The organism is Kangiella geojedonensis, assembly GCF_000981765.1.
Lineage (GTDB): Bacteria > Pseudomonadota > Gammaproteobacteria > Enterobacterales > Kangiellaceae > Kangiella > Kangiella geojedonensis.
This window is the reverse complement of the sequence record NZ_CP010975.1, coordinates 846813-860119: the sequence shown is the minus strand read 5'-3', so window position 1 is coordinate 860119 and position 13307 is coordinate 846813. Positions and strand designations below refer to the sequence as shown.

At 45.0% G+C, this 13307-nt stretch carries 8 protein-coding genes and 1 tRNA gene (1 of these 9 only partly in view); 2 read left to right on the top strand and 7 right to left on the bottom strand.

The annotated features are described in order from the left end of the window. Positions 1 to 60: 60 nt before the first annotated feature. Both uvrC and uvrY read right to left on the bottom strand, forming a co-directional pair. Positions 61 to 1896 (bottom strand): excinuclease ABC subunit UvrC, encoded by a 1836-nt coding sequence (uvrC, locus tag TQ33_RS03805; RefSeq protein ID WP_046560886.1) that lies wholly within the window; start codon positions 1894 to 1896, stop codon positions 61 to 63. A gap of 15 nt (positions 1897 to 1911) precedes the next feature. Further along, positions 1912 to 2550, bottom strand: a complete 639-nt coding sequence (gene uvrY, locus TQ33_RS03800) for a UvrY/SirA/GacA family response regulator transcription factor (protein ID WP_046560885.1) — start codon at positions 2548 to 2550, stop codon at positions 1912 to 1914. 115 nt (positions 2551 to 2665) lie between these two features. Here uvrY and TQ33_RS03795 point away from each other — a divergent pair, with 115 nt between their 5' ends. Beyond that, positions 2666 to 3184: a hypothetical protein gene (locus tag TQ33_RS03795; protein WP_046560884.1), complete on the top strand. Its 519-nt coding sequence runs from the start codon at positions 2666 to 2668 to the stop codon at positions 3182 to 3184. Between the two features lie 61 nt (positions 3185 to 3245). Here the strand turns inward: TQ33_RS03795 and TQ33_RS03790 are convergent, their stop codons facing one another. Both TQ33_RS03790 and TQ33_RS03785 read right to left on the bottom strand, forming a co-directional pair. Continuing rightward, positions 3246 to 4589, bottom strand: coding sequence for a M24 family metallopeptidase (locus TQ33_RS03790; RefSeq protein WP_046560883.1), 1344 nt, complete (start codon positions 4587 to 4589; stop codon positions 3246 to 3248). A gap of 36 nt (positions 4590 to 4625) precedes the next feature. Then, entirely contained in the window at positions 4626 to 5342 is a 717-nt protein-coding gene (locus tag TQ33_RS03785; protein WP_046560882.1) for a PmeII family type II restriction endonuclease, read from the bottom strand. A 52-nt stretch (positions 5343 to 5394) separates the two neighbouring features. Between TQ33_RS03785 and dcm the strand changes: the two genes are divergently transcribed. Further along, complete coding sequence (gene dcm / locus TQ33_RS03780; RefSeq protein WP_046560881.1) at positions 5395 to 6645, top strand: DNA (cytosine-5-)-methyltransferase; 1251 nt, start codon at positions 5395 to 5397, stop codon at positions 6643 to 6645. A 211-nt stretch (positions 6646 to 6856) separates the two neighbouring features. On the opposite strand, the gene TQ33_RS03775 is transcribed toward dcm, so the two are convergent. The 3 genes from TQ33_RS03775 to TQ33_RS11960 form a co-directional block, all read right to left on the bottom strand. After that, a tRNA-Ser gene (locus TQ33_RS03775) sits at positions 6857 to 6947 on the bottom strand. A 103-nt stretch (positions 6948 to 7050) separates the two neighbouring features. Continuing rightward, the gene (locus TQ33_RS03770; protein WP_052735186.1) at positions 7051 to 10767 is read right to left on the bottom strand and encodes a TonB-dependent receptor; all 3717 of its coding nucleotides are present in this window, start codon (positions 10765 to 10767) and stop codon (positions 7051 to 7053) included. Beyond that, positions 10760 to 13307: the final stretch of a Calx-beta domain-containing protein gene (locus tag TQ33_RS11960; protein WP_046560880.1), read on the bottom strand. The gene runs 21920 nt beyond the window's last position; only the last 2548 of its 24468 coding nucleotides appear in the window; the start codon falls outside the window, past its right edge — the gene reads right to left on this strand; its stop codon occupies positions 10760 to 10762. The genes TQ33_RS03770 and TQ33_RS11960 overlap by 8 nt, the downstream gene beginning before the upstream one ends.

Here is a 13307-nt window from a genome sequence, read left to right as displayed (position 1 = left end):
TGTTATCTTTTAGCACTTTAGATGTGATTTATTGTACCTTAAGAAATCACAAAAATATTGCTAACTGTGTAAATAATCGTAGATTTTCTGCGCGATAGAGATGCTGATGCCTGGCGCCTTAGCAATGTCCTTCGGACTCGCCTTTTCAATCTCTTGCCAGCCCCCAAAGTGCCTTAATAACGACTGTCGGCGCTTAGCCCCAACGCCCGGGACCTCCTCTAACAAGGACTTTGTCCCTGATTTTTTGCGTTGATGGCGGTGTTTAGTAATCGCAAAGCGGTGTGATTCATCGCGAATATGCTGAATAAAGTGTAAAGCCTTTGAATCCTCGTCCAGTAACAAAGGCCTGTGCTGCCCTGGAAACCATATTTGCTCCATTCCAACCTTTCGATCAGAACCTTTCGATACACCGATAACGGGAACATGAGTTATATCCAGCTGATTAAACACATCCTCAGCTTTAGCCAACTGCCCCTTACCACCATCGACAATCACTAAATCGGGAAGTGTTTTTTCATCGGCAATCAGTCGCTTGTAACGCCGCGTTAAAACCTGCTCCATGGCAGCATAATCGTCACCCGGCTCAATTCCTGAAATATTAAAAATCCGATAGTCGGACTTTTTAGGGCCATTTTCATCAAACACTACACAAGACCCTACCGTTTGATTGCCTTGTGTATGGCTGATATCAAAACACTCAACGTACTTCGGCATCGCTTCGAGCTGTAAAGCTTTTTGTAATTCTAACAGCCTCTTGGTGAAGTTCGACTTACTATTGAGCTTGGCTCGTAGCGAGTGCTGAGCGTTTTTATTAGCAAAGTCTTGCCACTCCTTGGTTTGCCCTCGGCTCGCTGCTTTAAGCGTCACTTTAGACTTCTTATGCTGCGACAAGGCGTCGCTGATGGTAGCGCTTTCCTCTGGTAGCTTCTCCATGAACACTTGCTTAGGAACTTCAGCCCCAGACAGGTAGTAGAAGGTTAAAAAGGAACTCACGATTTCATCAAGTTCGCTGTGCTTGGGCACTTTCGGATAATAAGTTTTATTGCCCACAATCATGCCATTGCGGATAAACACCAGCAAAATACAGCAGGTGCCTGAAGCGTAAGCTACTCCGACAACATCCAAGTCAGAAGCCGTACCACTGATTACTTGTTGCTGCATGACATGGCGCATTTGCTTAATTTGGTCCCTAAATCGAGCAGCGAGTTCAAACTCAAGGTTTTCACTCGCCTTATCCATCTTCCTCTGCAAACGGCTAATCACTTGATCGCTTTTTCCTCGATAGAACAAGCGAATATTCTCTACGTCTTTGGCGTAATCTTCTTTCGAAATATAATTGACGCAAGGTGCTGTACACCGCTTAATTTGATATTGAAGGCAGGGACGAGAACGGTTAGCAAAGTAACTGTCTTCACATTGACGGATCTGAAAGACCTTCTGCATCAAGGATAAACTTTGACGAACGGCAGAAGTGCTGGGAAAAGGGCCAAAATAATCGCCCTTCTCTTTCTTCGCCCCTCGATGATAAGCCAATCGCGGGTAGTCGCCTCCCGATAAAAAGACAAATGGATACGACTTATCATCACGGAAAATCACGTTAAAGCGTGGCTTATACTTTTTAATTAGATTATTTTCGAGCAGTAAGGCTTCGGTTTCGGTATCCGTTACCGTGGTATGGATATCTTCAATATAAGTAACCAGTAGCTCTGTCTTCGGCGACAAATGCTGTTTGACGAAGTAACTTTTAACGCGATTATTGAGGTTCTTAGCCTTACCCACATAAAGCGTCTCACCGTCTTTATCCAGCATCTGGTAAACACCAGGCTTTTTACTGAGGTGCGCGAGTATCTGCTTGATATGGGGTTTTATTGTGTTTTCGGCGTCCGATTGAGACATCTGGCTCAAGAAAACCTACTGAGACTCAATCACTTTATAGCGCAGGGCTAAGTGAGTTAAACCGACATCATTCTCAACGCCCAGCTTCTCAAACAACCGATAACGGTAGCTGTTGACGGTTTTAGGGCTTAAATGAAGCGTGTCGGAAATACTCTGCACCTTCTCACCACGAGTGATCATCAACATGATCTGCATCTCGCGCTCAGAAAGCTTAGAAAAAGGATTATCGTCGTGATTTTTGAACTGACTGATGGCCATCTGCTGCGCCACTTCAGCCGCAAGATAAAGCTTACCGCGATTTACCGAATGAATCGCCTTAACCATTTCTTCGATGTCAGTGCCTTTGGTTAAGTAGCCCATCGCGCCAGCGCTAATAAACTGGCTGGGATATGGCTCATCGCCGTGAACGGTAAGCGCAATAACCTTTAAATCGGGATCAAAGCGCAACATCCGACGAGTAGCTTCTAAACCACCAATTCCCGGCATATTGGCATCCATCAAAACCACATGTGGCTGATGGGCTTTTTGCTGTGTGATGGCCTCTTCGCCTGATTTTGCTTCTCCGATCACCTCAATACCTTCCGCATCTGACAAAAGGCGACTCAGTCCGGTACGAACCAAATCATGATCATCGACTAGCAAAACTTTTATCACACAACCCCCTACTTTTTATAACATAAATCTAAAATAGAACTTTAATTTAGCGGTTCAATTATTATGAAATTAGGTTAAGATAGCAAGCAAGATCAAGATAAGTTTGGAAGATAGTATGATAATTAAACGCATTATGTTACTCAGCTCACTATTCGTTATTAGTACAAGTCTACACGCCGCTTCGACCGCTGAAGATTGTGCCGCTATTACCGATAATAATAAGCGTTTAGAATGCTACGATAAATTTCTAAAGAAGCAGAGTGAGCAACGCAATCAAGAAACACCCAAGCCATCACAAGCTAATGCTCCAGAGCCAGCACCAGCAGTTACTGAAGCGCCTGAACCGGAATTAACGGTTGAAGAAAAGTTCGGCTCTGAAGGACTTAAAGACCCTTCTAAAAAGCCTAAAAGCGTTGATGAAATCAGTTCACGAGCTATCGGCATTTATAAAATGTGGGAAAAAGGAATACCGGTAACGTTAGAAAATGGTCAGGTCTGGGAAATCACCGACCACAGAAGCACTTATCATAAAGTTACAAACCCCATGATTACGATTGAAAAAGCACTATTTGGTAGCTACCTTTTAGGAGTTGAAGGACTGAATAAGCGCTTTAGAGTTAAACGTGTCCAGTAACTCCAAACAATCTAAAAAGCCCACAGCATGTGGGCTTTTTTTACCGTCTAAACGTTTCTTACTATTCACTTGGAATTAAAATCAGTTCCTGTTGAGGTGGTATCAGGTATTCGGCACCATTCTCAGTAATTACCGCCATCTCCTCCACCGAAATGGTTTTACTGGTTCCATCATCGCGCTTCCAAGCATGAAAACCATCAAAAGCAAATACCATTCCCGCTTTAAGCTTTTTCTTCGCTGCTGGCCTTACTGTCGCGCCGCGTGAACCACCCAAATTAGGCCCAGTATCATGCGCCACGTAGCCCACGGGATGTCCCGTACTCCACATCACGTGCTCCGAGCCATTTTGCTTCATCAAAACGCTTTGCGCAGCGTCAACATCAATGCCACGAACGCCAGGCTTCATCGCCTCAAAGGCGGCACGACCACCAGCGCGAGCGCTTTCCCAGTAATGCTGAATATCCTCTGGAGGCTCTGTTTCGCCCGGTTTCAGCACATACGCAAAACGCTGAATATCGCTGACCCAGCGACCATGAACCTTAATCCCAAAGTCCGTCTGAATCACGTCTCCCGGCATAATAACTTTATGAGTCGCGTGTGAGTGCCCACGATCGGGCCCAGAGTTCACGTTCGGGTTTTGATCCGGCGCCCAAGCATCGGTCACGCCATGTACCGCCATCTTAGCTTTCAAAAAGCGCGCCACATCAGCATCCGTGGTCTTACCCGGAACTATCTGCTTATACGCCTCGATTTGCCACTGAGCAGTCAACCGAGCCGCCTCGCGCATGATATCCACTTCCTGCGGCAACTTAATCGCTAACCACTCGTATACCATCTCTTCTGAAGACACTAGATGTCGGGCAAACTTATCTCCCAAAGCATCTTCTAGCGCCAGACGTTGCGTATAACTCAACCCGTCAGCTTGCGCATTGTTTGGCGAAAAGTTAACTGCAATACGTCGAAAGTCCTGCTTTTTAATAAACTCTGAAGCATACTCAAGCGCAGACTCGCCTCTCGGCACAGATACAACCTTGTCATGAATCTCTAACTCAGCAAGTGCAGTAGCCTCACTCGACGGCGAAAAGACCAACGAATGAAACTCACTACCGCCTTTCTCATCGCTTAAACGATAAAACATATAAGCCGCCGGAGCACCCGCATTCTCACAACCAACATGATCCGCCAAAGGATCATTATTGTTCTCTCGGCACAAAATCACCCACGCATCGACCTCCGCCGCCTCCAACGCACGAGGCAATAACGTATTAATCCGCTCCTTACGAATCTCCGGCCAAGGATTCCGTCCAGCAAACATACCAGCACCGTTCTCAGAAGCAGGCACAGGATGTGCAACATGCAAAGTACTTGTAAAAAGAGTAACTAAAAAGATTAAGCGCTGAGTCATATATTTCACTTTTGATTATGGCTAATGCTACGCTAATTATTTTGATAATTTCCTAACATCAGGCGTATTAGCGAGTTCACTAATTACCTCCTCTAATTCTTCGTTATAATCTGCTTCCGCAGCAACCTCACCTATGGCATGAATTAGATCAGTGTAAAAGTTTTCGTCGCCGGTTAGTCTGTGCCAAAAATCTTGGCCAATATAAATCGGGTAATGGTAATCATTGATAATTCGTTTGTAGTGCCCATTTAGGCTAGCTCTGTCGCCATATATTATGCCAACAACCATATCATTATGTGTGATTCGCAAATTGTTAGTGCGCCCTAGATTAATAACTTTGGTGAAATGACCGGCTATAGTTTCTACATCATCTTTATTAATGGTATTAGGCCCAGATTTTAGTTGGCAGTATATTTTATTTTTGTTTATTTGATCTATGAACTCTATATCAATACCAGAGGTAGTACTACCAAAGGAGGACAAAACATCATTGGTGAATCTTTGTATATTCGTCCCGAAAGAGGTTGTTATTGATGTGCCTAAGGCGCGAGGATAAACCAGAGCTTTTGCAATACCTTCTGGTTTTGCTTTTCCGGTTAAAAAGTTAGATAAGTAAACAGCTAGAAATGGGTTTATGTCAAATTCTGATGCATTTTTTAACTTTTCAGTATTTGTTATATGGTTTTTAGCAATACTGTTTTTAAACCATTTTTGTGCTTTTTCTAAAATAATGTCTTTTTCAGCTTGATTCATATCCAAAACCGTTTATCATTAATAACCATGTATAAGGTTGGGTAACTTTAGTATGAAAAACTACTATTCTCTATCAGAAGTAGCAGAGATGCTGTCTGTATCTAAACAAACACTAAGGCGATGGGATGAAAATGGCAAACTAAAAGCTACTCGAATGCCAAATTCATACCGAGCTTATTCACCAGAATCTTTAATGCCGTATGTCGATGTAGATTCACCTCCCAGTGTAAAAGAAACAACCCCAGACTACAATGTGCCACTAAAGTCATATTCAGTCTTGGAATTATTTGCTGGCGCTGGAGGTTTAGCATTAGGACTAGAAAAGGCGGGGCTGTCTTGTAAATTATTGAATGAGATAGACCCTTGGGCTTGTAAAACACTACGTAAAAACCGACCACACTGGAATGTTATAGAGGGCGACGTAGCAAAGCAATCTTTTAAAGAATATAAAGGGAAAATTGATATCGTCACGGGCGGTTTCCCATGCCAAGCTTTTAGTTATGCAGGCAAAAAAAGAGGCTTAGATGATGCTCGAGGTACACTTTTCTATGAGTTTGCAAGAACAGTGAAGGAGGTGAAACCTTTAATTTGTGTTGGGGAAAATGTTAGGGGGCTTTTATCCCACAATAATGGAAAAACACTACAGTCAATGATTCAGATTTTAGAGGACTTAGGCTATGACGTTCTGGTACCCAAAGTATTAAAAGCAGTTTTTTATAAAGTACCCCAGAAAAGAGAACGGTTATTTTTAATAGGGATAAAAAAAGGTAGTGGAATTAAATTTAATTATCCGAAACCTGATAATAAGATGATGACCTTAGCTTCAGCACTCAAGGCTGGTGAGTTGTATAAGACAGACGTTCCCAAATCTCCTGGACAACAATATCCAGCTAGGAAAAGAGAAATAATGGACATGGTACCGCCTGGTGGGTATTGGCGTAATCTACCAATTAAGGTACAAAAAGAATATATGCTTAAAAGTTATTATTTAGGCGGGGGTAAAACAGGGATGGCAAGGCGAATAAGTTGGGATGAGCCCTGCCTAACATTAACAACATCTCCTGCCCAAAAACAAACGGAGAGGTGTCACCCAGATGAAACACGCCCATTTCAAACAAGGGAGTATGCGAGAATACAAACCTTTCCAGATAATTGGAAGTTTGAAGGGAGTATGAACCAAGTATATAAGCAAATTGGAAACGCTGTGCCTGTAAATCTAGCATATGCCGTAGGTAAGGAGCTAGTGAAATCCTTAAATGAGTATACGATTTCTGAGGAGTTAAGAACTAAACTAAAATCTTAGGCTAGTTCTTAACTTTCCCACCTAGCACTCAGGCAGGTTAAAACGCAAAAACTAAACTTTTTATTCTTCGTTACTTCGTGAGAAAGAGCCAAACTACACGTGTACATACTGAAGCTTTTAGCAATAATTACTAAAATCACTCTAATCAGACTTTTATAATGCATTAGTTGCAGACATAAAAAAACCGGCAATTAAGCCGGTTTCTTTAATATGGCGGAGAGGGTGGGATTTGAACCCACGAAGGGCTACAAACCCTTGCTGGTTTTCAAGACCAGTGCATTCAGCCGCTCTGCCACCTCTCCTGATTTGCGCGAAATAATACCGTAACAATGGGTTAGATGGAAGCCCTTTATTCAAAAAAGTGTCACTTTTTTTGGGCTTCGACCTAAGTTTTGTACAGTTTGTTTAATATTTACCCACGAAGTTGATAAACCAGCCTTCGTAGTTGAAGTCTAGGTTGGCTAAGTTGTCGCTGAATTCGGTGAAGTTGTAGCCAACACCGATTTTGAAGTTGTTGCTGATGTGGTAGTCCGCACCGGCTAACCAACCTTCGCGTTCGTCTTGGCTTTCTTCAAGTTCTAACCAACGGTACTCAAGTAACGCATCCCACTCGCTAATTAAGTGATAACGAGTTTGGGCTGCGTATAGGTTCGCAGTACTTTTGAACCAAGCACCTGAGCCACGGTTTTCACGGACTTGGCCACGACGGTGTGCGACCTTTGCAGCCACTTTCCAGCGTGGGTTAAAGCTGTAGATACCTTCGAATGAGTAGATATCTGACTTTTGGTCCGCGCCTGTAGTGACTTGCGCCAGCGTTCTTAGGTCATATAAGTAAGTATATTTACCTAACAATGCCCAGCGGGTGTTGTCGATTGGACGGTATGCGAAGCCTAAATTACCTTCAACGAACTTGGCGTTTTGCTCAGGGTCGATAAGGTCTTCTGTATCGGCGTAGTTAATACGCGCGGCTAAACGCCAGTCTTCGGTTAAGCGATAAGTTAAGCGGTTGGTGGTTAACCACTGCTCACGCTCTTCTGCCCCGCTATCTTCGCGGTATTCGATTTTCGAACTCCAGTCCGCGTCTTTCGAGCGATAGCCACCGCTAATGGTCGCTGCTTGGCGGTCTACTGGGCCAGAAAGCGCATCCAGGTTACCATCTTGCAAGTTGAAACCAATGGTCCAGCCTTGCGATGGATAGTAGTCCATACCGAACGTATGCACGATGCCTGATTCTTGTGGCGCTTTAAAGTGCTGGCTTTCGTTATAGATGGTGACTTGGTTCGATAGGCGAAGTTTCTGACCTAATACGATTCCATCGTTAATCTGCGAACCGAATACGTTTTGTGTGGTATCCGTTGAATACGTATAACGACCATAGACTTGATGTTCGTTATTGATTTGGTATTCAGCAGTTAAGCTGGCTGCATCACCACGATGGCCACTGGTATATTCAGCGCCAATCGAAGAACGTTCGCCGAATAAGTAACGCGTACCCACAGTGAATAAATCATTGTTATCGTATTCGCCACCATCGTTTTCTAGCGTAAACTGGCCGATACCGTAAAGATCCCACGTTTCGCCAATACGGTGATTGTATTGAAGCGCGGCCAAGGTTGCCGAGGTCTCAACGCCCAGAATCGTTTCTTCCAGCTGACGAAGCTCTGTGGTGATATCAATCTTTGGTGTGATTTGATAATTCACGCCGACTTGAACCTGACGCAAGCTGTTATCAGCGCCACGCTCATAGTTACTAGCGCGAGTGGTCATTGATACTGTATCTGTAAAGTAACCGTTAACCTCAGCACCCGTTTCAGTGGTTTCTTCGTTCAGAGTACGACGAGCAACCGAGAAGCCTGCATCAGTCTCACGATGCCATGCCCCGGCTTTCCATTCATGCTCAGACCAGCCTAACTCTTTGAAGTTAGCTCGCGCTTCAATGGAGTAAGCACCGCCATTCTTATCCGTCACTTCTTCAGTCGGATCGGGCACGATTTCATCAAAGGTGAAACCGCCGTTGTCTGAGAAGAAGGTTGCAGCCTGATTCGCTTCTGAATCAGCCGACTCAACTTTAAGGTAAGTACCGCGGCCAGCTTGTAGAGTGACGTCTACACCCGCTAACTGGTAATCATCACCAGAGCGGTTTTCATCAACAAAAGTACCGCCGACAGCCACATGCTCGCCCAGCCAAACTTTTGCTCGACCACCTAATGTGGTGCTATCTGGCTCAAAGCCTGAAGGACGGTATTCATAATCCACTAATAGGACGTTATCAAAACCATCTAAAGGCTGATCACGTATAATCGTGTCTAAATTACGGCGTGAAATTTGTGATAAAGGCGTGGTTAAAATAATACGGCCTTGCAGCTCATCGATTTCATAATCGGCGCCACGCTTTAGGTCAACACGCGTTTCCACGCGACCCGTTGTACTATCGCGCACTTCTAACGTGATCTTGTCTGAACCCGGCAGAATGTCCGTATGCTTTAAGTAGTACAAACTACCGCCAGTACCTAAGAACTCAACATGGCCTAGTGCCGTCTGAGCTTCAGAAGCAAAGGCTTTCACTTGTGTTTTCGCTTCGCCTAGCTCGGTCGTATCAAGCGAGCGCCAGTTAATCGCTGCACCATAAAGCGAGCGCGAATACTGGGCAAATTCGTTACCGGTAATCCCCGTATTAAAGTTACCCCATAGCGCTTGGCTTTTGTCCCAATCGACACGAACGTAGAAGCGGCCTTGAGTATCGACGTCACGATAAGTCGTAGAGTCGTCACCATAGACGGGGTAATAACGGTCGGGGTCAAGACGACGGAAAATGTCCTGCGGATCTTTATCTAAGAAACCATCAAACATTTCGTCTAGCTCGCGCTCTTGGGTATCTGCTTGAGCTGTAATTAGGTACTTACCTTTGATTTTACCTTTTAAGTAAAATGCTAGACGTCCTTCCATCAGGAAGTCATCTTCGAACTTATCGCCTTCGTCTACCGCTTGAATACTGTCGGAAACTGAATTCTTAGAAGCTGTTAAGTCGGCCAACGCGACCATGAACATATGCTCACCAGTCACATTAACCGTCATTTCATTAACGATTTGCTCGTCTTCTTCATTCCCGATAACCACATTAAAGTCATGCTGACCTACCGGTAGTAAGTACTCGGCGACGAAACGACGCTCTAAATCCACAGGGATAATATCGCCATTAATCGTTAACGGCTGATTCTCAGGAATATCCTGACCAAAGATTCTTACACGAGAACCGTAGATTGGGATATTCTGCTGGCGCAGGTTATTCTGACCAAAGGTTTCGCTTTCAATCAGTTGGTTAGTAATTTGCTGGTCTGAAATCTCTTCTTCTGATTCGCCACGGCGAACTTGGTCCGCAAACTGCGCAATATTGTTTTTCTTTTCTTCTGGAGAAACCAGCAATAAACCTTTAGCCGCAGTTTCATCCATGCGCCCTTCTTTATCATAAGCGCGAAGGACGTAGATCAATCTATCACCTTGAACCAGTGGACGATCCAACGTTAACTCGCCGTCCCATGCGTAACGACCATTATTAGTGACTTCTAACGACTCAGTCGCTAGTGGCGTCACTAAATCGGTATCGTTCGCATCAAAAACCGTAAGCTCTAATCGGTCAATGAAGGCAGCATAATTTGAGTAATAACTGAAGTTAACTGGCTCTACAACCTTGCCATCTTCAAAAGCAACGACTGAAGCGCCACTCACGCCTAACGATGGAGGTGTTAGGGCTGGGTCTTCCGTTGCCCACATGATGCCGCCGTTTGGAAGTTGGACTAACATTCTTCCGGCAACATCTGCGCGCTTTTGATCAGGTCTAAAGCCAGCTTCGTCGTAGGTGTATATTCCGCGATAATCAACATCAACACGGCGGTCTTTATCCATTTCGGATTCTCTAACCGCTGTCGCAGTCGACTCACCTTTACTCTTAACTCTGAAAATCAAACCTTCTTCAGTTTTACATTCGGAGTTTTCACATGTGTACTCTTTGGCCGTTTTATTAGGCTCAGCGCTGAACGCTTCAGGCGTTAGACTGAATAAGATTGCTCCTAAACCAAAACTGAATAGCGGCTGAGCCATATTTTTTAGCATTAGTTTACTCATGGCTAGCACCTCCTGTTGAAGCTTCATACTGGCCTGGAGCCACCTCAATTCTTACGTTTTTAATCAACTCTTTACCTAAGTACTTCTTCAGTGCGCTGTACACAGCATCTGCACGCTTCAAACCTAGGCGGTAGTTATATTCCGAACTACCTCGGATATCGGCATATCCCGACACCCAGATAGCACCGCCACCCTTCTCATTTAAATAATTAGCCATAGCCTCTAGTACAGGTTTCTGGTCGTCTTCTATTGTTGACTTATCAGTTCCAAAGAACAGTTGACCTATTTCAATCTTGTCACCAATGGTAATAAAGTCTCGTCCATCAACAATTTCAGCGGCATGTGTATTAATGGTCACTTTAACGTTAGAGGCGATGTCCGCTTTGACCTTTCCGAGAATAGCTTCTCGCAAGGCGGTAGCGCGGTCTAGGGCGATAGGAATACCACCGCCATAACCGTTAATGGTTAAAGTCGCACCTTTAGATTGGTTAATTTTGTTAGCAATATCGTCTAAAGCTGGACGATACTTCTCTTTAATTTCAATGCTGTTGTCATCAAATAGCACCGTTCCCAATTCGATTTCTAGTGCGTTCGACTGGTCTAACTCTGGTTCTTTAGGTTCAGGTAACTTGATACCAAAGTCAAAGCGAGTCGACATACCTTGCGTTAGACGTTGAACCCTTGGGTTTTCAGTCGTGAACACACTACCCGAAGGTAAGGTTGCTGGGTCCACTTTCATGATGAAGTTTCTACCGCGAGCGTAATTTTCTACGTCAAGCGCATTCAAGTGGAATCGACCGTAAGCATCGGTTTCTACGATTAAGCCTTCAACCGTCGCGATACGTACACCTGGTACACCACGCTCATAGATGCCGTAGTTGCTGATAACAAAGTCTACTCGGTAGCTCTCACCAACACGCGTAATATGACGTTCAACTCGGATATTCTGAGCCGATAAATCATCAGCGACTTCACCAGAGTGTTCAACTCGCGTATTACCTTCAGCGTCCATCATCACTTTAGTACCTTCGTCCGTTGTAAGGACAAAGTCGTCAGTGAAGCGAGGCTCACTCATCAGCTGAGAAATAACCATTGTATGGTTCGATGCAGGATCCATCACTGAGTTACGGCCACGTAATGTACCTAGCTCAATACCGTGATTAATTGGTGCACTCGCGTCTGCTTCAGGCTGTGGGCCATTGCCACGGTCCACTGTCGTTGAGTCTGCGATATAGGTAGACTCATCGATACCACCGCTGACGCTAATACCTGTCGCTGTTGCATCATCCTGCCAGCCGTCACCATCACGGTCATTAAAGACTTTACCCATGATAGTCGCTTGCTCGAAGTCAGGATCCGAGGTCATGAATACCGACACAGTTGCCGTATTACTGATCTTATCACCATTGAAGTAAGCGGTAACACTGTTCACGTGCTCTGCACCTACTGCCGATGGGCCAACTCGCATCAAGTACTTAATGGTCGCTGTTTCACCCTCGCCGACATCAATACCTTCAAACTGCAATGGTTTGTATGGCGTAATGACATCGTTGCCAGCGTTTACATCAGTAATTTCACCACTGTTGTCAACATAACCAAAACCTAGCGGTGGCGTATCAATTACCTGTACATCAGTAACGTCTACCGTACCGACGTTTTCTACGGTAATAGTGTAACTAACGAAATCGCCTAGCTGGACTTGATCCGTGCTAACTGTTTTTACGAGGCGCAGCTGCGGTTTATCTGCAGATTCAATAACAAGCTCGCCTGTCGTCGCATCATCTGCCGTATTACCAGCGTCATCGTTAACGCTAGCAGTTACGTCGTAAGTACCTTCTGTTAACGCATCCGCATCAGGGATAGTTAATGTCCAAGTGCCATCACCGTTGTCGACTAAGTTGCCGTCGCCTTCAGTGTAAGTCACACCGTTAACCGTCACCGTCAGATCGTCCGCGCTATCCGCCGTACCCGTAATCACTGGGGTATCGTCGTTAGTCGTTTGTGTATCAACCGTTGGTGTTGTGATCTGAGTATCAATCACTAACTCGTCAGCGGTTCCATCAGACGCAGTATTAGTACCGTCAGTCACGGTTGCCGTTACATCATATGTACCATCAGTTAATGCGTCGGCATCAGGGATAGTTAATGTCCAAGTGCCATCACCGTTGTCGACTAAGTTGCCGTCGCCTTCAGTGTAAGTCACACCGTTAACCGTCACCGTCAGATCGTCCGCGCTATCCGCCGTACCCGTAATCACTGGAGTATCGTCGTTAGTCGTTTGTGTATCAACCGTTGGTGTTGTGATCTGAGTATCAATCACTAACTCATCAGCGGTTCCATCAGACGCAGTATTAGTACCGTCCGTCACGGTTGCCGTTACATCATAAGTACCATCAGTTAATGCGTCGGCATCAGGGATGGTTAATGTCCAAGTGCCATCACCGTTGTCGACTAAGTTGCCGTCGCCTTCAGTGTAAGTCACACCGTTAACCGTCACCGTCAGATCGTCCGCGCTATCCGCCGTACCCGTAATTACTGGG